At 62.1% G+C, this 23,312-nt stretch carries 23 protein-coding genes and 1 tRNA gene; 15 read left to right on the top strand and 9 right to left on the bottom strand.

Going from position 1 to position 23,312, the window contains the following annotated elements; translation table 11 throughout:
• Positions 1–45: 45 nt before the first annotated feature.
• The 3 genes from AAF563_00575 (at position 46) to AAF563_00565 (ending at position 2,635) form a co-directional block, all read left to right on the top strand.
• Positions 46–1,641 (top strand): FAD-dependent oxidoreductase, encoded by a 1,596-nt coding sequence (locus AAF563_00575; GenBank protein MEM7119734.1) that lies wholly within the window; start codon positions 46–48, stop codon positions 1,639–1,641.
• 49 nt (positions 1,642–1,690) lie between these two features.
• Positions 1,691–2,482: a hydroxyacylglutathione hydrolase C-terminal domain-containing protein gene (locus AAF563_00570; protein MEM7119733.1), complete on the top strand. Its 792-nt coding sequence runs from the start codon at positions 1,691–1,693 to the stop codon at positions 2,480–2,482.
• Between the two features lie 66 nt (positions 2,483–2,548).
• Positions 2,549–2,635: transfer RNA gene (locus AAF563_00565), tRNA-Leu, on the top strand.
• A 197-nt stretch (positions 2,636–2,832) separates the two neighbouring features.
• On the opposite strand, the gene AAF563_00560 is transcribed toward AAF563_00565, so the two are convergent.
• Entirely contained in the window at positions 2,833–3,345 is a 513-nt protein-coding gene (locus tag AAF563_00560; protein MEM7119732.1) for a heme-binding protein, read from the bottom strand.
• Between the two features lie 535 nt (positions 3,346–3,880).
• Here AAF563_00560 and nthA point away from each other — a divergent pair.
• Genes nthA through AAF563_00545 form a run of 3 tightly spaced genes read left to right on the top strand, consistent with a single transcriptional unit; the run spans position 3,881 to position 5,501 of the window.
• Positions 3,881–4,498 (top strand): nitrile hydratase subunit alpha, encoded by a 618-nt coding sequence (gene nthA, locus AAF563_00555; protein MEM7119731.1) that lies wholly within the window; start codon positions 3,881–3,883, stop codon positions 4,496–4,498.
• Between the two features lie 3 nt (positions 4,499–4,501).
• Positions 4,502–5,158 carry a nitrile hydratase subunit beta gene (gene nthB, locus AAF563_00550; GenBank protein MEM7119730.1) on the top strand — a complete coding sequence of 219 codons (657 nt, stop codon included), beginning with the start codon at positions 4,502–4,504 and terminating at the stop codon, positions 5,156–5,158.
• A complete protein-coding gene (locus AAF563_00545) occupies positions 5,145–5,501 on the top strand; it encodes a nitrile hydratase accessory protein (GenBank protein MEM7119729.1) in 357 nt (118 codons plus the stop codon). Before nthB ends, AAF563_00545 begins: the two co-directional genes overlap by 14 nt.
• A 66-nt stretch (positions 5,502–5,567) precedes the next feature.
• Here the strand turns inward: AAF563_00545 and AAF563_00540 are convergent, their stop codons facing one another.
• Complete coding sequence (locus AAF563_00540; GenBank protein ID MEM7119728.1) at positions 5,568–7,202, bottom strand: FAD-dependent monooxygenase; 1,635 nt, start codon at positions 7,200–7,202, stop codon at positions 5,568–5,570.
• A 1,478-nt stretch (positions 7,203–8,680) separates the two neighbouring features.
• On the opposite strand from AAF563_00540, the gene AAF563_00535 reads away from it, so the two are divergent.
• Positions 8,681–9,613, top strand: a complete 933-nt coding sequence (locus AAF563_00535) for an alpha/beta hydrolase (GenBank protein MEM7119727.1) — start codon at positions 8,681–8,683, stop codon at positions 9,611–9,613.
• A 172-nt stretch (positions 9,614–9,785) separates the two neighbouring features.
• The gene (locus tag AAF563_00530; GenBank protein ID MEM7119726.1) at positions 9,786–10,202 is read left to right on the top strand and encodes a VOC family protein; all 417 of its coding nucleotides are present in this window, start codon (positions 9,786–9,788) and stop codon (positions 10,200–10,202) included.
• Between the two features lie 136 nt (positions 10,203–10,338).
• Here AAF563_00530 and AAF563_00525 read toward each other — a convergent pair whose 3' ends face one another.
• Positions 10,339–11,271, bottom strand: a complete 933-nt coding sequence (locus tag AAF563_00525; protein ID MEM7119725.1) for a tetratricopeptide repeat protein — start codon at positions 11,269–11,271, stop codon at positions 10,339–10,341.
• A 217-nt stretch (positions 11,272–11,488) separates the two neighbouring features.
• Between AAF563_00525 and AAF563_00520 the strand changes: the two genes are divergently transcribed.
• From AAF563_00520 to AAF563_00505, 4 genes are all read left to right on the top strand, one after another.
• Positions 11,489–12,643: an extracellular solute-binding protein gene (locus AAF563_00520; GenBank protein MEM7119724.1), complete on the top strand. Its 1,155-nt coding sequence runs from the start codon at positions 11,489–11,491 to the stop codon at positions 12,641–12,643.
• Positions 12,644–12,937: 294 nt separating this feature from the next.
• Complete coding sequence (locus tag AAF563_00515; GenBank protein MEM7119723.1) at positions 12,938–13,327, top strand: hypothetical protein; 390 nt, start codon at positions 12,938–12,940, stop codon at positions 13,325–13,327.
• Positions 13,328–13,343: 16 nt separating this feature from the next.
• The gene (locus tag AAF563_00510; protein ID MEM7119722.1) at positions 13,344–13,865 is read left to right on the top strand and encodes a hypothetical protein; all 522 of its coding nucleotides are present in this window, start codon (positions 13,344–13,346) and stop codon (positions 13,863–13,865) included.
• Positions 13,862–14,749, top strand: coding sequence for a sigma-70 family RNA polymerase sigma factor (locus AAF563_00505; GenBank protein ID MEM7119721.1), 888 nt, complete (start codon positions 13,862–13,864; stop codon positions 14,747–14,749). The genes AAF563_00510 and AAF563_00505 overlap by 4 nt, the downstream gene beginning before the upstream one ends.
• A 44-nt stretch (positions 14,750–14,793) precedes the next feature.
• Here AAF563_00505 and AAF563_00500 read toward each other — a convergent pair whose 3' ends face one another.
• The 3 genes from AAF563_00500 to AAF563_00490 form a co-directional block, all read right to left on the bottom strand.
• On the bottom strand, positions 14,794–15,897 hold the full coding sequence (locus AAF563_00500) for a C45 family peptidase (GenBank protein MEM7119720.1): 1,104 nt from the start codon (positions 15,895–15,897) through the stop codon (positions 14,794–14,796).
• A 95-nt stretch (positions 15,898–15,992) separates the two neighbouring features.
• Positions 15,993–17,114, bottom strand: coding sequence for an extracellular solute-binding protein (locus AAF563_00495; GenBank protein ID MEM7119719.1), 1,122 nt, complete (start codon positions 17,112–17,114; stop codon positions 15,993–15,995).
• Positions 17,115–17,220: 106 nt separating this feature from the next.
• The gene (locus AAF563_00490) at positions 17,221–17,874 is read right to left on the bottom strand and encodes a GntR family transcriptional regulator (protein MEM7119718.1); all 654 of its coding nucleotides are present in this window, start codon (positions 17,872–17,874) and stop codon (positions 17,221–17,223) included.
• A gap of 231 nt (positions 17,875–18,105) precedes the next feature.
• On the opposite strand from AAF563_00490, the gene AAF563_00485 reads away from it, so the two are divergent.
• Positions 18,106–18,870 carry an alpha/beta hydrolase gene (locus AAF563_00485; GenBank protein MEM7119717.1) on the top strand — a complete coding sequence of 255 codons (765 nt, stop codon included), beginning with the start codon at positions 18,106–18,108 and terminating at the stop codon, positions 18,868–18,870.
• Between the two features lie 73 nt (positions 18,871–18,943).
• Here AAF563_00485 and AAF563_00480 read toward each other — a convergent pair whose 3' ends face one another.
• Together AAF563_00480 and AAF563_00475 are read right to left on the bottom strand one after the other, a co-directional pair.
• Positions 18,944–19,534 (bottom strand): GNAT family N-acetyltransferase, encoded by a 591-nt coding sequence (locus tag AAF563_00480; GenBank protein MEM7119716.1) that lies wholly within the window; start codon positions 19,532–19,534, stop codon positions 18,944–18,946.
• An 18-nt stretch (positions 19,535–19,552) separates the two neighbouring features.
• The gene (locus AAF563_00475; protein ID MEM7119715.1) at positions 19,553–20,149 is read right to left on the bottom strand and encodes a histidine phosphatase family protein; all 597 of its coding nucleotides are present in this window, start codon (positions 20,147–20,149) and stop codon (positions 19,553–19,555) included.
• A 121-nt stretch (positions 20,150–20,270) separates the two neighbouring features.
• On the opposite strand from AAF563_00475, the gene AAF563_00470 reads away from it, so the two are divergent.
• Positions 20,271–21,023, top strand: coding sequence for a DUF1223 domain-containing protein (locus tag AAF563_00470; GenBank protein MEM7119714.1), 753 nt, complete (start codon positions 20,271–20,273; stop codon positions 21,021–21,023).
• A gap of 109 nt (positions 21,024–21,132) precedes the next feature.
• The gene (locus tag AAF563_00465; GenBank protein ID MEM7119713.1) at positions 21,133–22,365 is read left to right on the top strand and encodes a Xaa-Pro peptidase family protein; all 1,233 of its coding nucleotides are present in this window, start codon (positions 21,133–21,135) and stop codon (positions 22,363–22,365) included.
• Positions 22,366–22,378: 13 nt separating this feature from the next.
• On the opposite strand, the gene AAF563_00460 is transcribed toward AAF563_00465, so the two are convergent.
• Positions 22,379–23,260: a 3-keto-5-aminohexanoate cleavage protein gene (locus AAF563_00460; protein MEM7119712.1), complete on the bottom strand. Its 882-nt coding sequence runs from the start codon at positions 23,258–23,260 to the stop codon at positions 22,379–22,381.
• Positions 23,261–23,312 lie beyond the last annotated feature (52 nt).

The raw sequence follows: 23,312 nt of genomic DNA, 5'->3' as shown, positions 1-23,312 counted from the left end.
GAGCTTCTTGCCGGGATCGCCGGCACGCGAGGGGTACGCCAACTCATGACCGACGTCTTGATCTGCGGTGCCGGGCCGACCGGCCTGGCGCTTGCCATCGAACTGGCAAAACGCGGCGTCGATGTTCGTGTCGTCGAACGTGACGCAGTGATGCCTAGCGGTCCGCGCGCCCTGGTGGTCAAGCCATCGACACTTTATGCCGCCGAGCAGATGGGTGTCCTCGACGAGGTTGTGGCCGGAAGCGTGCCGTCTGAGGCCGTGTTGTATTCATTCGAGGGCCGTACCGTGCTTTCGGCGCGCTCGCCGGAGCGGCGCTGGCCGTGGAGCATCAATCTGGGCGAGGACGTGCTGATACCGATCATGACGGCGCGCTTGGAAGGATTGGGCGTCGTTGTCGAACGGGGCCTGACGCTGACCGACGTCGTGCAGGACGAGAAGGGCGTCACAGCGACCCTGCACGATCGGGCCGGTCACGACCAGAAAGCGCAGGCCGCTTGGCTGGTTGGCGCCGACGGCGTTCACAGCACCGTTCGTGACAAGATCGGCGTCTCGTTCGACGGTCACGACATCAGTCTTCACTGGCACGTACTGGACGCCCAGATCGATGGCTGGTCGTACGGCGACACCTACGGCGTCAACTTCCTCGATCCCGTCTTTATGGCGATCTACCGGACAAAGTCGGCATTCCGAATCTATACGATCACCCGCGAACCCTTGGCCGACTCCTGGAGTCACGCCCGCGACTATCTCAGCGAGCGCATTCCCGATGCCGTGCTCGGCCCGGCGATTTCAGATAACGCGTTTCATTGCGCGGCACGTCTGGCGTCGGCCTATCGCAAGGGCCGGGTCCTTCTGGCGGGCGATGCCACCCACTCGATGTCGCCTGCCAGCGCGGCCGGTCTGAACACGGGTCTGCAGGACGCCATTAATCTGGGCTGGAAGTTGGCGGCCGTCGTCAAGGGCGATGCGGCCACCGATCTTCTGGAGACCTACGAAGCCGAACGCCGGCCGGTGGCGGAGGCGACATGCGAGTTCGGTCACAAGAACGATTGCCGCTGGATCATTGAAGATCCGGTCGAACGCTCCCGCGCCATCCGGGAGTTTGCCGTCTCAACCGGCGCCGCCATACGCGACGGCGCGAACGGATACAGCCAGATCATGGGCGCTTACGGACCCAGCGTGATCGCCAGCGGCGAGCGACCCGCCATTGGGCCTGGCCCCGGCGACTTCATCCATGCCGACTTGCGGCTACGTCACATCAACGGCGACGCCGTTTACCTGACGTCCCTATTGACGGCGCCGACCCATACGGTTTTGGTCAGCGCGTGCGAAGGCGGGCCGGAGGCCGATCGTCTGGTGGCTTCGGCGTTGGCTTTCGCTGAAAGAAACGTTGGCGATGTCGACGTTGTTGTCGTCGCCCACGATGCTGAGACGGCCGCGGCCAGGCGTGCGCTCGACGCGGGCGAAGGCGTCTTCTACCTCGACAGCGATCTCGACATGCACAACAGGCTTGGCGTCATCGACCGCGCCGTCTCGTGGATCAGGCCCGATGGCCGGATCGGCTGCCGTGCCGACGGAACCGATAATGCCGAGCCCGTCATTGCGGCGATGACGACCGCATTGCCTGGCTTGGCGTCCTAAGGGCATGCGGTGTTATGGTAATGCCACACTCAACATAAGGACATGAGCCGTGATCGTAGACCAGATCTGGACAGGCAATGCCTATCGCAACTTCAACTATCTGATCGCCTGCCCGGAGACCGGCGAGGCGATGGCCGTCGACCCGTTTGACCATAAGAAGTGCCTGGCGCGCGCCAAGGACAAGGGCTGGACGATCGCCCAGATCCTCAACACCCACGAGCACGAGGATCACATTGGCGGCAACAAGAAGGTGATCGCGGCAACCGGCGCGAAGCTCCTGGCACCCGCCAACGCCGGGGACAAGATCGACGGTATCGACATCGGCCTTGGCGCAGGCGATGTCGTCAAGATCGGCAAGACCGTCGAGCTTGAGGTCTTGGACACGCCCGGTCACACCATGAGCCATGTCAGCCTGTTGTCCCGCACCGACCAGCCGTCGTTGTTCTGCGGCGATACCCTGTTCAACGCCGGCGCCGGCAACTGTCACCACGGTGGACATCCCGAAGAGCTCTACACGACCTTTGCGGGCCAGCTCGCCAAGCTGCCAGACGAGACGTTGGTTTACCCGGGCCACGACTACTTCGCGAGCAACTTGAAGTTCACGCTCGACCGCGAGCCTGACAACGCGCGCGCGGCGGAGATCCTGGAGGATGTCGCCGATCAGGACCCCGACGACGCGCTGGTGTCGACGCTGGCGATGGAGAAGGAGATCAACACCTTCTTCCGCCTGCACAGCCCCAGCGTCATCGCCCGCCTGCGCGAGGCCTTCCCGGATCTGCCGGACCAGCCGGACGCCAAAACGGTCTTTCTGAAGCTGCGCGAACTGCGCAACAGCTGGTAGCAGCCGCCGGCAGGCGGCGCTTGACCCGCGCGGGCGCGCGCGTATGCTCGCCGCCCGGATTTCGGGGCCCCTGTGGCGGAATTGGTAGACGCGGCAGACTCAAAATCTGTTGTCCGCAAGGACGTGGGAGTTCGAGTCTCCCTGGGGGCACCACTTCATATCAATCAGTTAGCTGAGCCTTTCGGGCACATCTGTCCGGGCCTCGTTCTTGCGATGTGTAATTGTTGTGTAACTACGTCAGCAAAAGTTGTCCGTGCGCCGTCCTCCGGTGTTCAACAACGGTTCACGTTTGTTAAGCCAAACCGGCGCTCCGTGGCTAGGCGAGCGCCGAAGCAAGATGTCGCTTCGGCCTATTTCAAGTAATCGGCGATCGCGGCGATCCCGGCCTCGGCGCAGATGTCGTCGAACTCTTTGCCGCTCGCATCTTCGCCGGGCGATCCGGCGATCCCGATGCCGCCGATTACCACCCCGTCGTAGAGGATTGGAATGCCGCCGGAGAGCGTGATCAGCCCGATCTCGTTAAACACCGCACCCAAGGTCGGTTCGTGTTCGTTCTCGGCCTCGATCACCGAGGTCGACTCGCGACGAGAGGCAGCCGTGATCGCCTTGCGACTGCTGGTCTCGACAGTGTGCGGGAACGCTCCTTCGCGCATGAGCTGGACACGTGGCTGCGCGCGCTGATCCACCACGGTGACCGTCGTGGCAAAGCCCATATCGAAGCAAGTCTCGGACGCCACCGTGGCGGCTTTGAGCGCCCAGTCGAGCGGAATGCTCATCTCCATATGCGGTTCGGCCCTGGCGGTTCCCGTCAAAACGAGGCTGGCGAGGGCGATGACACTCAGGAGTTTTGGGCGATTGATCATAGTGTTTCCTTGTCGGGCTTGGGGGTGATTGCCGTGGTTCGCAAGTCGTTGCGAGGACTTCATGAAGTGGTAAGTTTGTCCGTCATGCCACAGTCCTCGCGCTCAAGGAACACGGCAGTGATACACGCACGGTATTGCGGCATCCGCTGTGTGGTCGAAGTGCAAAAGCAGTTGTGACGCGCCGCCATCGTTCTGCACCTCGACCTAGACGAAGCAGAGCGAGCCGCACGTTAGGGTCGTTGATCCACAGACCTCAACTCAAAATCTGTTATCCGCAAGGACGCAGGCGTTCGAGTCTCCCTGGGGGCACCATTCTCCCTGACGCGCGAACGTCAGTGCGGCGGACCGCGAGGTTGGGCGACGCCGTATCACCTCTTCCTTGATGGCGGGTCCTGCGGGCATGACCGGGCGTCGGCTCTGTGCGGGCATTTTTCCGCGCAATCTGATACCGTTCGCATGACAACGTTCCAACGCTGACGGTGTGGGCCTATCGGGAGGACGCGACGTGACTGTGCCACGGGACACCAAACGAGCGATGGCGCTCATGGATCACCTCCATACGCACCTTCCTTCGGATCCGGCGCTCAGGGTCAAGGCGCTGGAGAGCCTGCTGGTCGAAAAGGGCCTTCTGAACAGCGCCACCGTCGATCGCTGGGTTGAGGTTTTTTGCGAGGAAGTCGGTCCAAAGAACGGCGCGCGTGTTGTCGCCAAGGCCTGGACCGACCCGGCGTTCAAGGAGCGGCTGATGACCGATGCGCCCAAGGCGATCGTCGAAGCGGGCTGCCCGAAGCTTGAAGCCAACAACCTTATCGTTGTCGAGAACACGCCTCTACGTCACAACCTCGTCGTTTGCACGTTGTGCTCCTGCTATCCATGGGCCGTGCTGGGGCTTCCACCGATCTGGTACAAGTCATTTGCGTATCGTGCGCGCGTCGTGCGCGATCCACGCGGTGTCCTCATGGAGTTCGGGCTGGAACTGGATGACGACGTCGACGTGCGGGTGTGGGACAGCACGGCCGAAATCCGATACTTGGTGCTTCCCGAACGGCCTGCCGGCACCGAGGATCTCCAGGAAGATGAGCTCGCCGCCCTTGTTTCCCGAGACGCTATGGTCGGCACCGCAAAGGTTGTCGCCCCCGCAAAAAGGAGCTGAGCCATGGACGGCATTCATGACATGGGCGGGATGCACGGCCTTGGCCCGCTTGAGCCGACACGCGAAGAACCACTTTCGAAGTCGGATTGGGGTCTGCGCACGTTTTGCATCGAGTCGTCTTACACGCAGCCGGGTGGTTTTAACGTCAACTGGCTGCGCCACATGATGGAGTGCATGACTGCCACCGCCTATCTGACGACCACATACTATGATCGTTGGTACTGGCGGGACGCCGCTGTTCTGGCCAATGGGGACTGGGTCAGCGTCGAGGAGCTGACGACGGGCAAGGCGACCAGCCTACCGGAAGACGTCGGTGATCCGGTGCCGCCCGAGGCAGTTTCAATGATCTTGGAACAGGGTCTCGAAAGTCGGCGTCCCGATGAGGGAGATCCCCGATACGGCACGGGCGACCGGGTGCGTGCGACGTTCCACAGTCCGCTTGGAGCGACCCGCTTGCCGCGTTATGTGCGCGGTCACGTGGGTACCGTCGAGCGGTATCACGGCTGGCACGTTCTGCCCGACGCGAACGCCCATGGCGACGCCCGTGCGGAGCCGCTCTACTGCATCGCTTTCGCTGCCCAGGATCTTTGGGACGATGCGGGGCTGGGGCAAGGAACGGTCTTCGCCGACTTGTGGGAAAGCTATCTTGAACCAGCCTGAGACGACACGCCCTGCCGATGCGGATTTCAAGGAACCCTGGCAGGCCGAGGCGTTCGCTCTGTCCATTGCTCTTCAGGAAGCCGGCCTCATTACGCCCGCGGAGTGGTCAGCCATCTTGGGAGAGGAAATCGAGAAGGCACGAGCGTCTGGCGACAAAGCCGACGGCACAACCTATTACAAGCACGTCATTGCCGCTCTTGAGCGACTGGTCACTGAAAGAGGCCTGCTCACCAGGTCGGTGCTGAACCAGCGGCGCGGCGATTGGGAACGGGCCTACCGCCGCACCCCGCATGGCCAACCCGTCGTCCTTGCGACAGGCACACCACCCGACCAGGCTGACTGACCGACGCGGTCGACAGCGAGCGCCTGAACTCAACCGTGATCCGCGAAGAGACCGACCGGCTTTTTGTCAGTTATCAAGCTGCCAGTGTTCGCAATGCTTGAAGTACATGTCGACGCTGCTGATCTCCGTGCTCCGATAGGCCACATAGCCATCAGGACGTACCAGATAAATGCAGGGTGTGCTTGCGGCGTATTGGCGATGCATGGTCCCTTGCCCGTCCACGAGCACCGCAAGCTCTCCAAATGTGTCGCCCACAGTTTCCTTCGTCACGATGTAGGGCATCAGCACGGAGCTAAAGCGCCGTGATGACTCAACGGCCTCCTTGATGTCCGCGACTGGTGCATCGCTCTTATCACCGCAGAAAAAGAATAATCTGTACTGATCGTCTGCGGGCAGCTTGAACAAGGTCGTCGGCTTGCCGGCAAAGACCAGATCGCTAGCATCAGGCGCTCTGGTTCCGGGCGTTGGTCCGCCTGTGAAGGCATCATCCAAAGAGAGCGTAAGTGGGCTTGCGCTGTAATCCAGATCGACTTCCTGCAAATGACGGGCGGCATCCAATCGATCGGGCTCCGGCATGAACAAGTTCGAAATGAACGTATCCCGTTCCGCCTCTGATAGGCCCCCATAGGTCTCCATGGTGTCTGTGATCTGCCGGGTCATGTCGATAACTTCGTTGGCCACGATGCGTCTCTCGGCTTCGTAACTGTCCAGAAGTTCTGCAGAGGCTTTGCGCTGAGCGACGAGAGCAAGTTTCCAAGCCAGGTTGTGAGCGTCCTGGATCCCCGTGTTCATCCCGAGGCCCGCCAGCAGACTGTGAACGTGAGCGGCGTCGCCCGCCAAGAACACTCTTTCCCGACGGTAGTGCGGCACCAGCCGGTAGCTAATCCGGAAATAGGCAAGCCAATGGGGATCGGACAAATGCAGGGACGGCCTGGCTCTTTCCGCGACGATTGCCTGCAGTTCTTCGAGCGGAGGCGCGCCCTTTGTGCTTGCGCCGGTGTCGAGCGTGCCAACGATGAAATGCCTGTTGCCCGGTAGACGCGTGAACAGATAGAGCTCGCCGCTGCCGTGGAAAAAAACGTGACCCCGGTCAGGTGCAAGATCGTCATCTCCAGCGATCAAGGCATCTCCGAGGATGTAAGGGATGTCGTCGGCCTCGCCATCAAATGGTGCACCGATGAGGTGGCGCACCGCGCTATGTGCGCCGTCACAGGCGATCACCCACTGGTAGCGACCCGTCTCTTCCTGCTTGTCATCGTGCTGCAAGGTGACGGTCACGCCGTCGTCATCCTGTGACAAAGCGGTCAACGAAACGTTACGCTCAACGTCGACGCCCTGGTTGTTCAGATGGGATTCCAGTGTGGCTTCGACGTACGCCTGCGACTGTGACAGACCATAGGGAAATGGCGAGTCGATCTGCGCATGGGGGCTTTCACCGACAAGCTCTCCGTCGCGATAGAAGATGAACCCCTTCTCGGGGACCGAGCCGGTGGTGATCTGTTCGTCGATTCCAAGTCCTTGAAAGATCTCCAGCGTGCGAGAGTGCAGCAGGTTGGCGCGGACATGGGGGTCGATGCCGGGCGACTTGTCGATGCAGCGCGTCGGTATGCCGCGCCGGGCCAGCTCTGCTGCCATCATCAAACCGGTGGTTCTTCCGCCAACGACCAATACCGTGTCCATGGGATGTTTGTTGCGCTCCATACTAGGTCCCCCGGGAGTTCGCATCGCAGCATCGGAGTTCGAGAAGATCAATCAACAGAAAAATGGATCAGCAAACGAGCACAAAAAGGCGTTGGGCGGTTTGCCAGGCAGGCTTTGTCCGCAATGTGGCCACTAACGATGATTGTTCCAGGAGTTTTCGTCATCTCCAGTGGCTGGTGGGGTGCCGGGATTGCGGTTATGGGTTTCGAAGCGCCGGTGACATGGCCCGGCCAGGCAGCTTCGTCGAACTTCCCGGCCTCTAGGCCCCCAAGCCGTCCAACCGGGACGCGAGGCGCGCACTGTTGTAGCGGCCTTTCGAGAATGCAGTGACACTGACACGATGAGGCGACGACATCTGCAGTTCATTCTGGCGGGACCGGTCGCCGATCAGATTGAAGTCTTGCGGCAACGCTGGGACCCCGTGATGGCTGCAAGATCGCCCGCGCACATTTCCCTAGCGTACCCGGAGGAGTATGACGACGAGACTCTGCTCATGTCGCGCGCTGCGCGTGCTGCAAACCATACATCGCGATTCACCGTCACACTTGGAAAAGTGTCTGGAGAACAAGAGGGTCGAGGCGGAGTCTGGTTTTCTGTAACGGATCTAGCCAGAACGTGGAGCACGCTGCGGGCAGCGATACTCTCAACGCCATTCCGTATGCTTCCAATCGAGCCGCACGTCACGGTGGTTCATCCACGGACCTCGCGTCGAGGCCCGGAAGCGCTGGCGGACCTCTCAGCCGTCAGAGTCTCGGGCAAAGTCGATCTCAGCGAGATCGCCTACACGGAGACCGACGCGTCTGGCATGCGCGTTCTCGATCGATTCCAGTTGCTTGGCCCATCGACGACGTAGAGCGGCGATACTGTTCGGCATAAGAACAGCGAGAACACTCGTTTGTCTTCCAGTAACGACTGCGCCAAGTATTCCGGCGTGTGGGATGTGCCGATTGGTCGCCTCGATGAGCTTGAGTCTCGCGATAAGGGGCTCGCAAAGGGACTCTTAGAAGCGCTCGGAGTAAAGGCCTAGATCCCAGGCGAGGGCCATGGGAAACCCAACGGATCGATTGTTTCGGGTTCAGCGTGGTCGTCATCGATCACTGGGCCGAAATGATCCAGAACCCTGGTGGTCACGAGCACGACGACATGCGTCGGGTTACACTCGAAGGGCTAGCTCACCTTGATCTTGTCCATCCTTCTTTGGCTGACCTGCATACGCGCGCCATGAATGCATAGAGCCCGTTTCGGTCATCGCAAAGTCGCGGTTCAAGCCAGAATGCGGTTGACTTAGACTGCGGCTGCTGATGCACATCATGCGGGACCGTGCCGCGAGCAAACCACGAGTACATCGCGGGCTTGCGGCAATCGTGGCCGCCGATGTGGTTGGCTATGCGGCCCTCATGGGCGCTGACGAGGTGGGTACGCTTCGGTGCCTATCCAGCCTGCGCGAGACACACCAATGCCTGCCCACAGAGGACACGATGGCTGAGATACATCCGGAGATGCAGGTGCTGATCGACGCGAGTGCCGCGGCTGGTCCCGACGGCGACACGGTCGAGGCCAAGCGCGCTTCGTGGCGGGCCTATACCGACGCGTTGAACCGGCCGGCGCCGGCATCGATGGCGATCGAGGACCGCACCGTCGCGGCGGAGCCGCCGGTCGCGGTGCGCGTCTACCGGCCCGAGGGGCCGGCCGGGCCGCGCCCCTGCATCATCTACATGCACGGCGGCGGCTTCATGCTGGGCGACCTCGACAGCTCCGATTCGATCGCCTGGGGTTTCGCGGAAGGTGCCGGCGCCGTGGTCGTCAGCGTCGACTACCGGCTGACGCCGGAAAACCCCTATCCCGCCGCGGTCGACGATTGCCGCGCGGTCCTGCTCGCCGTGGCCCAAGAGCCCGCGGCGTGGGGCATCGACCCCGCGCGCATCGCTCTGGCCGGCGACAGCGCGGGCGGCAACTTCACCGCCTCGCTGGCGCTTTGGGCGCGCGATCGCGGTGGGCCCGCGCTCGCCTGCCAGGTCATGGTCTATCCCAGCACCGGGCTCGACCAGGACTATCCGAGCTATGTCGAGCATGCCGACAGCCCCGGTCTGACGACGGCGGGCACGAAAAAGTATCGCGACCTCTACCTGCCGCACGACCGCGAGACGTCGGACCCCTACGCCCGCCCGGTCATGGCCGAGAGCCACGCCGGCCTTCCGCCGGCCTGGGTGCACGCGGCCGGGATCGATCCGATCCGGGATGACGCGCGTGTGTATGCCTCGAAGCTGGCCGCCGCCGGCAGCCAGGTCTGTTACCGCGAGGCGCGCGGCATGATCCATGGCTTTATGCGCGCCCGCTTCACCGGCGCGGATGCGGCCCACGAATATGGCCTGATCTGCCGCTTCCTGAAGTCGCAACTGGCAGAGAGTTAGACCGGCTGCCGTGCCGGCAAGCTGCGCGGCAGCTTCAACACGACCCTCGCACATGTCGCGCGGCTCCGGTCGGGGCGCATAGATGACCGTCCATATTCTGGTAGGTACACTCGCCCGAGACGGAGACGCGCTTCGAGCTTTCGGAGGAAATGTTGCGGACAGGAGCGACGGCATGCTGAGCTATATCAGGATTGGTTCGAACGATATCGCGCTCTCGGGACGTTTCTATGCGGCGGTCCTGACCCCGCTCGGTTACACAAAGAAGGACGTACCGAACGGCATCGAATTCACCTTTCCCGACGTGCCCGAGGGGTCCTTTGGCCCCGCCGCGGTCTACGTGGCGAAGCCTTACGATGGGAAAGAGGCGAGCGTTGGCAACGGCTCCATGACGGCTTTTCAGGCCGAAACGCAGGAGATGGTCCGTAGCGTACACACTGCTGGTCTTCGGGCAGGCGGCTCCGACGAGGGCGCTCCCGGCTTCCGAGCCGACTACAGCGATCACTTCTATGTCGGCTATCTGCGCGATCCCCTGGGCAACAAGGTCGCGATCTTCTGCGCGAACCCGGCGGAGGGTAGTCGGGACCGCTGAACTTGTCCGCGTCAATCCGGCCATGACGCTCAAGTCCGCCCATCGCCTCGCGCGTTGCCGTGAACGCAGTCGCCAGGACGCAGCGCCTAACCAGTTCCCTTCGTGCGACACGCGCCCGCGCGGCACGCGGTGCACGTCAACTTGCTGCTGATCGCCGTGGCACCAGGTCAAAGGCCAACGAGATGCGCGCTTGCGATCCGGCAAACGGTTCAGTGCGGTGGTGCATATAGGACGGGAACAGCACGGCATGCCCTTCCTTGGGCGCAACACCATAGGTCGGGTGCTGTGCCTTGGGAAAGAACCCCGAGCTCGGCTCGCCGAATGTCAGGTGTCCCGCGCGGTCGCCTGACGCAGCCTGGTCGATGCCCGGAAGCTGTGCGTAATAGACGCCGCTGAGCCAGCCGCTTGGGTGGATGTGTGGCTGTTGGTGACCGCCGGTCTCCAACACCGTCGCCCATCCGTGAAGCCTCACCCGTGCCGGGCGCTGCGCCAGAAAGGGGTGGCTCAAGTCATGGGGCAGCCGCGTCGTGTAGTCGTTCGCGGCGGCGGCGAGCGCCGTCTGCAGTGACGCCAGCGGGCCCGCCTTGGCCGGAAACAGAGCGCCGCTTTGGAATCCGCCCAATGTGGTTCGATCGGCTTTGTTCCTTTCAAGGTCGTCGCGACCCAGAACGGCGGTGCTGAGTGCCTTGTTGAACGCCGCCATGTCCTCATAGCCGTCAGGCACCGGGATGGCGATGGCGTGCACCAGGCGCTGGAAATCCATAAGCCGGTGCGCCTCTTCCTGCTTGCCCAGCTCGACGGCCGTCACCGCCGCCAAGGCAAGTGCGAAACTGTCACCGGGATTGCGCGCCAGTTGTGCCTTGGCCAGATCGGTGGCGTCTTCTACCGCGCCACGGCGCATGAGCACCTGCGCCAGGTCGGCGGTGACACGGCGGTGACCGGGCAGCCCTTGCCACGCGCGACGCAATAGGGGTTCGGCGGCGTCAAAGTCGCCGGATCGCGCAAACGCGCAGCCCTGCTCATAGATCCTGTTCAGGTCTTCAGCCCCCGGATTTGCTGGTTGTCGCACCTGGCCCGCGCCCTTCATCGTCGTGTCGCCTTCTGGTGGCGATTAGAGTCTACTCGAAGGTCCAAGAAAAGAGCGTCGAGGCGAGAGCATGCTGGGACAACCGCAGCATGGCTCGTCTGCTACGCCATACGTGCACGGGCAGTCCGTGGATTCAACCTGATGGCTGGACTACGCTGAATCCCGAATCAAGAGGGAGGAAAGGGCTGTGGCGAAATCCATGGACATTAAGGAATTCCGTTCGCGTATCGACAATTGCGACCTGACGCGGCGACAGGCGACGGGTGCGCTTGCCGCCGCAGGCGTCGGCATGATGACGATGACATTCGGGCCGGGCGGTGCTCGCGCCCAGGACTCGTTGCCGATCGACGATTCGCTATATGTGTTTGACTGGGGCGGCTACGAGTATCCCGAATTCTATGTGCCATATGCTGAAAAGTATGGCGCGACACCCGCCTACTCGCTGTTCGGCGAGGAGGAGGAGGCACTTCAGAAACTGCGTTCCGGTTTTCGTGCCGATGTGGCGCACCCGTGCACCTACAGCACCCGGCGCTGGCGCGATGCCGGTGTCATCCGGCCGATCGACACCAGCCGTCTTTCGAACTACGCCGACGTGTTTCCCAGCCTGACCGATCTTCCGGGTAGCATTGGCGAGGACGGCAATACCTATTTCATCCCCGCCGACTGGGGCAATTCCTCCGTCCTGTTCCGGCCTGACTTGGCGCCGGAATATGTCGACACCGCGGATCAGAAAAACGAGTCCTGGGCGATCCTGTTCGACGAAAAGTATGCCGGGCGTCTCGGCATCTTCGATTCCGTCGACGGTGTGATGGCCGTGGTCGGTTCGGTCATCGGCGCAGAGAACGTGTTCGACATGACCGATGAGGAGCTGGCCGAGGCCGAGGTGCTGCTGAGGAAGCAGCGCGAGATTCTGCGCTTCTACTGGACCGATCAGAGCAGTGTTGAGCAGGCCCTGGCATCCGGTGAGCTCGTCGCGTCCTATGCCTGGAACAGCGCGGTCGTCGAGCTTAAGAACCAGGGCGTCGACGTCGTCTACATGAACCCCAAGGAAGGCATCTGGACCTGGGTCTGCGGGCTGACCTTGCTGGTCGATGGTCCCGGTGACGAAGACAGAGCCTATGAGTTCATCGATGCCTGGATGTCACCGGCATCGGGCAAGAACCTGATCGAGATGTATGGCTATGGCCATTCCAATGAGAAGTCGTTCGAACTGGTCGATCCGGCGACGCTCGCTGATCTCGGCATCAGCGACCCCGCCACCATGATGGCCAGCAGCCGTTTCTTCGGTGAGATCGAGCCGGATGTGCGCGAGAAGTACATCAACATGTTCGACGAGATCAAAGCCGGCTTCTAGGCAACTGTTGTTCTCTTGCGGCAAGGAGGCCGGCGTTGCGACGCCGGCCTCTTTCTTTTGCGGATGATGCTGTTGGTGGGACCGCAGACCAGTCCTCGCGCCACGCATGGCGCCCGCTGATCAAAGAATCTCTCTTTCTCTGTCACATCCATGGCGCCTGTCTCGTCTTAGATCGGATCATGGCTGGATGAAACCGTCAGACGGTTCCACCCAGCCATGTGAATCCGCTCTCTATCTATGAGTAGAGCAGATCCACCAAGACAGGATCTGCTCTAGGGGCGAGAGGAGATTGTCATGATGCTCAAACGGCTCATCCTGGGGGCGAACGGCCTGTTCGCTCTTGCGAATGGCGCCTTCATGCTGGCTGCAAGCGAGTCCTGGTTCACCGAGATTGCCGCCTATACGGGACCCTATAACGTCCATTTGGTTCAGGACGTTGGCGCGGCCTTCATCGTATCTGGCCTTTCGTTGCTTGCCTGTCTGTGGCGGCCTTCGCTGTGGCCCGCGGCGATGACAGGTGCCGGGTTCCTGTGCGTCCACGGCCTTATTCATCTGGTGGACATCCTCACCGGGCATGTCCACCACCCATCGAGCGATGTTCTTGTTCTCACCATACCCGCCTTGCTGGCGCTTTGGGCGGCTTGGCCGCGAAACCCAAAAGTCGAGGGAAACAGCTATGTTTAGGTTTGTTGCAAGAAAGATGATCCTGAAATTTGGTCATCGCTATGGCTATGATGTCGGCTACATGCTGCACATGCTGGAGACGACGCCGGATGTGATGGGCTCGTTTAACGCGCTGTCGAAACTCGCCGGCTACAGAAAGGCGGTGCCGGTGAACGCGCATATGGCAGCCGGTCTACGAGGCGTCCTGTACGAAGACTGCGGTCCTTGCGTCCAGTTGACGGTCGATATGGCGCGCGAAGCCGGTGTGGCTTCGGATCAAATCGAAGCGGTGCTGACCGGAGACCTAGCCATCATGTCGTCCGATACGGCATTGGGCTATCGCTTCGCTTCGGCGATCCTGGCCCGATCGAGTGATGACGAAGCAGCGCGAGAGGCCGTGCGGGGCGCGTACGGCGATGCCGGCGTCATCGCATTGACCCTCGCGGCCCAGGTCTCACGCGTGTTTCCCATGGTCAAGACCGGGCTTGGTTACGGCAAGACTTGCAGCCGCGTCCACGTTGGCGAACGGCAAGTCAGCCCCATGAAAGAGGCGGCATGAGCACCGATCAGGTCACCCTGCAGGCTGCCTTTGAAGCTCATGGTGGGCGGCTGCTGGGGCTTGCTTACCGCATGCTCGGCAGCCGCGCCGACGCCGAAGACGTCGTGCAGGAAACGTGGATACGCGCTTCTTCCGCGACGGCGGACGTGAAAGACCCCGAAGCCTATCTGATGACGGTAGCGACGCGGTTGTGCCTCGACCAGCTGAAGTCGGCGAGAGCGCGGCGCGAAAGCTATGTGGGGCCATGGCTGCCGGAACCCATTCTGTCGACGGAGGAGTTTTCGCCCGCGGCCGCGACGGAGCTGGCGGATGACCTGTCGTTTGCTCTTCTTCTAACCCTTGAGACGCTGACACCGCCCGAACGCGCGGCGTTCTTGTTGCACGACGTCTTCGATCTGCCGTTCGCCGATATCGCCAAGACGCTTGGCAAGAGCGATGCGGCATGCCGGCAGCTTGCCGCCAGGGCGCGCAAGGCAGTCAGAGGCCGGCGTCCTTCGCAAGCCGCGCCTCCTGAAGCGCATCGAAATCTCACGTCGCGTTTTTTCGCGACGCTTGAGAACGGCGACATCGACGGTCTGAAGGACCTGCTGCAGGAAGAGGTCATGCTGTACACGGACGGTGGCGGTGTGAAGACGGCTGCGCTTAACCCTATCCACGGCGCCGACAAGGTCGCGCGGTTCTTCCTTGGCATCGCGCGCAAGGCCAGGGAGCAAGGCGCATCAGTTCGGATTTCCGACGCTGTCATCAATGGCCGGCCCGGTATGCTCGTGTTCGTTGATGACGAACTGGACCAGACGTTCAGCATCAGTGTTGATGAGGGCCGGATATCGACAATCTACATGGTCCGCAATCCCGAGAAGCTGACCAGTCTCGGCCCGCAATAGGAAGCGGTCGACAGGACGGCAACGGGCCCGGCGGCGCGAAGCCGTCAGTCGTTCAAGCGGTATTCGGTAAAGGCGATCTCGCCCGCGTAAGGTGCAGGCGCCACCCACATGATGCCGGCGGTCGTATCCATGATGACCGTGGCGACGGTGGACGACGGCTGTTTGACATTCGCCTCCTCGTCCGCGCCGGGCGACGCAAGTACGGCGGACGGCGCGCCATAAGTGTCGGCGAAGGCGTCTTCCAGATCGCCGCGCGCGACATTGCCGGCACCTTGGCGCAGGCGACGTTCGACGCGACTGTCGCGATAGATTGAACTCGGCGAGATGGCGAGGCCGGTATCGACGACACGCGCGCGCGCGGCGTCGGTGCGGAAATGATTGGCGTGCACCAATAGACCGCCATCAGGCTTTTCCCAGAAGACCTCCTGTGGCGTTGTTTCCAGGTCGACGGCTTCGCCCGCGGCATCGGAAATCATGAGATTGTTGGCGAACGATCGCGGCGTGGACAGGACATGCTTCAGCGCCTCGGCGAAGGTCCTGGACTCGATGATCTTTCGCCGCATCAGGGGCAGGGGAACGGCGCCGTCGGCCGGCGGCTGCGGGCAGGCCAGGAAGTTGCCGGTGACCGCGATGCCGTGACTGTTGAACCCGGCGCGCGCGACAATACCGGCTTCCACAAAAACAAGAAGGCGTGTGCCGTCCTCCAACTCGTGGCGGATGACGACGGCGGAATCCTTGCACTCGTCGATCCAATCCCAGTTTTGGCCATGCAGCATGTGACCGTCGGCGGTGATGTCGGGTAGGGCGATGGCGCCAGTGCAGCCGTCGGGCGTCGGATCGGTGCGCAGGCTCTTGTCATAGAGCAGCTCGGTGCGCGCGTTCAGCGCGACGATGTCCTCGACCGGATGCTCGGCACCCTCGGCGATGCCCCTGATCTCCTCGACATAGCGCGGCTCATACGATTCCAGGCGCGGCAGGTATCGGCCCGCGATTGCCTGTACTTCCGGCCACGTCAGATTGCCGCGCGCCAGTGCGCGTTCATAGATGCCAACGCTGACGGCAATGCGATCGCCGGCCTGCCGGCCAATCTGTCGCCCGCGCTCAAGCGGTGTTCCGCCCGCTTCGATCAAGGGAAAGGATGCGGTCATTAAGTGATCACTGCACGCAGTTACCGAAGACCCTTCGACATATCATGTTCCCTACTGACGCGACACGGTCAACGCCACAGGACAATCGTTGATACTCAGAAGCCAGCCATCACGTTGTCGAACAGCTCGACCATCTTTGCTTCGGTGTCGGGGTCGCCGGCGGCCAGGAAAATGCCGCGTTCGAAGACCGCGATCGGATCGTTCAGGCCGAGTTCGTCAAGGGTCGTGGGATCAGCGATCTTGAAGGACTCGCTGTTGGCGTGACCATAGCCATAGTTCTCGATCAGCCATTTGCCGGTTTCCGGCGCCAGCATCGCATCGATAAAGTCGTACTGCATCTGCTCGTCGGCTTGGCCGCTGACAACACGCACCATGCCGCACATCCAGGTCCACCGTCCTTCCTTGGGATTGGCGTAGGCGATCGGCAATCCCTGCTTCTTCAGTTCGACCACGGCGGAGTTCCAGGCGTACATCATGACCGCTTCGCCGGTGGCGACCGCCTGTTCGCCTGAAGTCTGGTCGTCCCAATAGAAAGGAACCAGACCGCGCTGCACCCGCAGCAGATCGGCAATCGGACCGCCGAGTTGTTCGTCAGTCGGCGTGAACATGTCAAAACCCAAACACAGGGCTGCGGCGCGCACGTTGGCGATGCTGTTTCGCGCGGCAATCTTTCCCTCGTATCGCTCGTCGAACAACATGCACCAGCTCTCCTCCTCGACCTCGACGAGATCGGTGCGATAGAGGATCGAGCTGTTGCCCCAGTCGAACGGCACCATGTAGTAGTCGCCGTCAAAGGACACATCCCCGGCATCGCGCATCTGCGGAAAGATGCTATCCCAATTGGCGACGCGGGACGTGTCGACCGGCGCCAGCACATTGGCGTCGTACCAGATGCGCATGTCTTCCAGACAGGGGTGGGCGACATCGGGCTCGTATCCCGCGCGGATCTTCGCCAGCGCCTCTTCGGTGCCGCCGAACGGTGCGGTATCGGGTTCGCCGTACTTCGCGATGAAGGGTTGGTACAACTCCGGGATGTCGTAACCGCCCCAGGTGTAATAGGTGACCATGTCGGAGGCGGCACGAGCGCGGGTCGTCGGCATTGCGGCAAACGCTAGGCCCGCCGTCGCGGCGAATCCCATGACATCTCTTCGGTCGACACGACCGTGGACGAGGTCGCGAAACAGGCGATCAACATTGGGCTGTTTCATCAGGTTCATCGGAATCCCCTTTGGCGGCAGTAGCGCTGGTCACGCGTATTTGCGTAAAAAGTGGGGGAATTCTACACCGCGGTCAGCTCAAGCCAAGTTTTTTGCGCAAAAAAGCTCAGAAACCCTGAACGTGCTCGATAATTTGTCGCTCCAGGAGCATGACGTCACGTGCCTCGACCGCGTCGACCAGAAGGTGATGTTGGGCCGCCGAGATCTTCAGGCCTTCCAGGGACCGCCAGCGTCCGGATGTCGCGATGTCGTAGCGATTGCGCAGATCCGAGATTGTCTTGGCCAGGACCTCGTTGCCGCAAATCTCGTAGAACCGTGAATGAAAGTTCTCGTTGGCTTCGATCTGATCGTTGCGTCCGACGTGATCTATGGACTGTTCAAAGGCCTGGGCAAGCCGGCGCAAGTCGGCGATGTCGTCGTCTGTGACCCGGGCGATGACAAAGCGGGCCGCGGTCGTCTCAAGCAGGACGCGAACGTAGTCGAAATCTGAACGCTCTTTGTCGTCGTTCACGCGCACGCGAAAGCCCGCATTTTGTACGTGTTCGACAAGACGCCGGTTTGCCAGGACCGAAAGTGCCTTGCGTGCCTCGAACTGCGTGGCGTCATAACGGCGCTGCAAATCGACAAGCTTCAGGCGATCACCGGTCTGGTAGGCACCATAGGTGATGTCGTTAACGAGGCTTTCGACCAGGCGCTCCACCCTGGCGGCCGATTCCTTTGACTTCGCCATGGTTTCCTTGGCGGTCGTTCGACGGACCATGAAGCTAGCGTGCGGGGTGGCGTCTCGCCAAGCCCGACGACAACATCCCGCGGCGCGTTGCCCGGCGTTGACCCGCCCCTTCTGGCGGCCGAAACCCGGTCGGCGGATGTCTGTCGGTCACATCACAAGTCTACACGTCACCGCCAGGAGACCGGCAGGGGCGGGGGTGGCGCTGGCGGCCTGTGTTCACGGCCCTTAGGATGTGGGCGCGGGACAACCCGGAGGACCAGAATGGATAAGCAGGTAGTCTTGATACACGGCGCCTTCGCCGGGCCCTGGAGCATGGAGAAGTTCGCCGGCTACTTCGAGAACCGCGGGTGGACAAGCCATACCCCGGCGCTGCGCTTTCACGACGGCGACCCTCACGCTGAACCGGACCCCGCGTTTGCCGATACCAGCATCCTTGATTACACCGACGACATCGCCGCCTTTGTCGAGACGCTTGATTCACCACCAATCATCGGCGGCCATGCCGTCGGCGCTCTCATCGCCCAGAAACTCGCGGCGCGCGGCTTGGCGAAAGGGCTGGTTCTGCTGAACTCGAACGCGCCGTGGGGCGTGTTGCCGTCGACCGATGATCAGCGCGCCGTGGCGCGGGGCCTGATGGCGGGCGGCGCGTTCTGGGAAGCGCCCATGCGCATCGACTTCGATCTGATCGCGCCGTTTGCGCTCAACAAACTCGACGAGGAGACGCAACACGCCGTGTTCGACAGACTGGGGCCGGAGTCCGGGCGAGTCATGTTCGAGATGTTCTTTTGGATGTTCGACGATCACCGCGCGACCGAGGTCGACATCGACAAGGTCACCTGTCCGGTGCTTGTGGTCTCCGGTGCCGAGGACCGCGCGGTGCCGACCATCGTCGGTAAGCAGATCGCCGAGCTCTATGGCGAGCGCGCGACATACTATGAGGCGCCAAACCAGGCCCACTTCATCTTTTTGGAGCCTGGGTGGGACACGGTTGCTGCGCGATGCGCCGACTGGATGGACCGCATCTAGCACCTGGCCGCTTACGACCCGCGATCATAGCGGTTTCGGCCGCTCGACCGGGTTCACGCCTGCGTCTGCATTATTAACCCGTGTCAACACGCATCACGACACGCGGCAGCCAGTTGCGTGGTCGGTCTTTGAGCGGTTTACGGATCACCTTGAAACCCGCGCGTCGAAACAAGGGCTCGGTACCAAAATAGACGTTGTCGTCACCAACGCGCGCGGTACCGGCCCGTGGATAGGCCTCGACCGCCGGTGCGTCCTCCTTGGCGGCATAGTCGACGGCGGCACGGATCAGCGCGACCGCCACGCCACGACCGCGCGCCGACTTAGCGACGGTGACGCAGGGAATGATCCAGACATCGACGTCGTCCGCGCGCGGTGTGGCGCGCGAGGCGTCGACACGACCGAACTCGCTGCGTGGTCCCAAAGCGACCCATCCGACGGGTTCGCTGTCGATAAAGGCGAGCAAGCCAGGCGGACGCCGTCGCCTGGCAAGTTTCTCCATGGCGTCGCGCCGGCGTTGCTTTAGGGGTCCGTCGCCCGGTAGATCCCGCGTCTGCGCTTCGGTCAGGCGGGGGAACATGCACCAGCAACTGGCGCCCCAACTGCCGCGCAACACATCTCCCATGTTGCCCATGAGGGCAGGCGTGAGGGGCCGGATTGTCAGCATCGGCTGTACCTCATTCGCTCAAGCCATATCGCTGTTCGCGCTCAAGATGTCATAGAACCCGTCGGACAGCCGAAAAATGCTCTCCTGATCTTCCGGCAGGGCGAGTGTCTGGTCCGGAGTCAGATCCGCCATAAGGCCGACGAGGGCGCGGTTCAGCGCTCCGTGACCCACCACGATGATATCCCTTGTCTTGTCCTGCTCCGACAGCCAGGCCCCGACCCGTCGCTGCAGATCGACGTTGGACTCACCACGTGGGGGTGCGATTGACCAACGGTCTGCTTGCCGCCGTGCCCAATTCTCAGGATCCGTCTCGCGGATCTCAGCGGCCGTCAGTCCTTCCCATCGTCCGTAGCAGACTTCCGCGAGACGATCGTCATGCGTGATCGCGCCGGCGGCGGTGCCGCGTGTCTCGGCAATGATGACGGCGGTCTGCCAGGCCCGCCCCAAGGGGCTCGAGATGATCGGTAAGGGTGTCTCGCCCAGCAGGTCGTTCAGCAGGCACCCAACGGCCCTGGCTTGGTTAATGCCTCGCATTGTCAACGGCGAGTCGCGCCGGCCCTGGCGCCGGTCGACCCGGTTCCACACGGTTTGCCCGTGACGTGCCAGATAGATCACAATTGGCGTTCCCTTGGTGTGCCGCAGGCCCTAGAATTCCGCCGTTTCGAGCGACATGCAAACGGCGCCATAACCACAACGTGAGTTGCCGGTTACGGACCTGCTACTCACTATCAAGCCCATGCGAAAGCTTTTTCTGGCCGCCACGTCGGCCCTCGTTCTGATGACCGGCGCACCGACGGTGGCCAAGGCAGACAGCTCACCTGTCGTCGTCGAACTGTTCACGTCGGAAGGCTGCAGTTCATGTCCGCCGGCTGACCTTTTGTTGGGCGAACTGCGGCAGCACGACGATGTGCTGGCGCTCGCGTTTCATGTCGATTACTGGGATTACCTCGGCTGGAGCGATCGCTTCGCGACCAAGGATTTTACCAACCGCCAGCGTTCCTATGCCCGGTCGCTTGGTTCGCCGATGGTCTACACACCGCAGATGGTGGTCGACGGTGCCGAGCATGTTGTGGGGTCGGCGCGTGGTCAGGTGATGGAGGCGATCGACGATGCCAAGAACAACAAGGCCATCGATCTGAACATCGGATTGACCTGGTCTGACAGAAAGGCGCTGACCGTCTCCATCCCGGCCGCCGATTACGATGGCGAAGCGACAATCTGGTTCGTGCGCTACTTGCTCGACGATGAGACGGATGTGCTGGCGGGAGAGAATGCCGGGCGGACGCTTTATCACGCCAATATTGTCGAAGAGCTGACGGCGATCGGCATGTGGGACGGCGAGGCGATGGCGATCACCCTGCCGTGGGAAGCGCTTGCCGCCGACGGTGGTCATGACTTCGGCTGTGCGATCATTGTCCAGCCCGAGGGGTTGGGGCCGATCCTGGGCGCGCGCGAGATTGTCTGGGGGCCCGAACAAGCGGGAACCTGACCGGCGCTCTTGACGCGCGGCCTCGCCAACACCTTCGACAAACCTTTGACACGACGCCGGTTCGGGCGTGATGGTGCGCGACGTTAACGGACGGCTGCGGAACGTCTTCATGTCTGAGCACACCATCGACGCGATTGTCTCGAACGACGATTGGAGCGATCTCACCCGGTACCGCGAGCCACCTGTGGTCGACTTCGACCGGTTGCACAAGTATCGCCTGGGCCGCATCCGCGACGCGCTGAAGCGCCATGACGCCGCGATGTGCATCCTGGTTAACCCGATCAGCCTGCGCTACGCGGTCGACTACCGGACGTACGAGCTCTTCCAGTCCCACATTCCCTCGACCTATCTCTTCGTTCCGCAAGAGGGTCCGGTCTTCATCTACAACAGTTACGGTAACCCGCCCGGTGTTGACGAGGCGCGCGCCGGACGGGCGCACTCCTTCTTCGACGGTGCGCAGGAACTGCCCGAGGAAGCACGGTTGTTGGCAGGCGATGTCGTCGACTACTTAAGCGAGATCGGTACCGACAATCGTCGCGTCATGATCGAGTACACCAATCCGAGCGTTACTCAGGCCCTGATGCAGCGCGGATTGGATGTGGGCGATGGCGTTCAGATCGCCGAGGAAGCACGCGTCATCAAATCGCCCGACGAGGTTGCGTGCATCAAGTGGGCGGTCGCGGTCGCTGAGCTGGGCGCTACCAAGATGAAAGAAGCGCTGCGTCCGGGCGTCACCGAAGTGCAGCTATGGGCACTGCTCAACTACACCAACCTCGCCAACAACGGCGATTGGCACGAAGGCCGCATGCTGGCGTCGGGGTCGCGCATCAATCCGTGGCTGCAGGAGGCTTCGCAGCGAAAGGTCGAGGACGGTGACCTCGTCGGTTTCGATACCGACATGGTCGGGCCGTATGGCTACTTCGCGGATATCTCCCGGACCTTTCACTGTGGTCCGTCCAAGCCGACGAAGCGCCAGAAGGAGCTCTACCGGCTGGCCATGGAGGAGGTCGAGACCAACCTCAAACTAATGCGTCCCGGCATCACCCTGGGCGAGATCCGCGAACAAGCCTGGCCGGTGCCCGAGGAGTTCCAGCAGAACGCCTATGCCTGCGTCATCCACGGTGTCGGCATGTGCGACGAATATCCGCAGGTCAAACCGGTCTTCCGCGACAGCTTCGTCTACGACGGCACGATCGAGCCCGGCATGGTGATCTGCGTCGAAAGCTATATCGGTGCCGTCGGCGAACGCGACGGCGTGAAGCTGGAACAGCAGGTCCTGATCACGCAGGACGGCTACGAACAGCTGTCGCAGTTTCCCTATGAAGCCGCGTTGCTGGACTAACGTTTCTCGAAGTCTAATGCTGCTGCGTCAGGCCTAGTTTCTCGCGGGTTTCGGCCGGCGACATGACGCGCGCGCCGAGGTTTTCGACGATATCGACCGCACGCTCGACCAGCTGACCGTTGCTGGCCAGGACGCCGCGCGACAGGTAGAGGTTGTCCTCCAGGCCGACCCGCACGTTGCCGCCCAGGATGACCATCTGTGCTGCCATCGGCATCTGCATGCGGCTGATGCCGAAACCCGACCACGTGGCGTTCTCCGGCAGCAGGTTGCGCATGGCGATGACCGATTCCGGATCGGAGGGCGCGCCCCACGGCACGCCCATGCACAGCTGGAACAGCGGTGGTTCGTCGATGTGGCCTTCCTTGATCAATTGGTTGGCCAATCGCACATGACCGAGGTCGAAACACTCCAGCTCAGGTACGACGCCCGCGGCCTTGATGCGGTCGGCCATGACGCGCAGCACCTGGGGCACATTCATGAAGGCGCCGTGGGTGAAGTTCATGGTTGCGACGTCCAGGGTGCAGATCTCCGGCAGCAGCTCCTCGATATGGATGACGCGCTCTTCGGCCGACGCCATGTCGGAACCTTCCGCCAGCTTGGTCGGGTCGTCGGGGTCGGGCACGAAGTCGCCACCCATGCCCGTCGTCAGGTTGATGATGACATCGGTATCGCTGTCACGAATACGCGCGACCGTCTCGCGAAACAGTTCGGGGTCGCGGTTGCCTTGGCCGGTCTCGATATCGCGCACATGAATGTGGGCGATCGCCGCGCCGGCCTTGGCCGCCTCGATGGCATCATTGGCAATCTGTTCGGGTGTGACGGGAACCTTGTCGCTCTTACCCACCGTGTCGCCGGCTCCCGTCAGGGCGCATGTAATGAAGACGTCGGTATTCATGGCGTTGGCTCCTCTGGTTTGTGTTTCTTCGGCCTTAGCACCGCGACGACGG

It is taken from the genome of Pseudomonadota bacterium (assembly GCA_039028155.1).
Lineage (GTDB): Bacteria > Pseudomonadota > Alphaproteobacteria > SP197 > SP197 > JANQGO01.
This window is presented reverse-complemented; position numbering and strand designations above follow the sequence as displayed.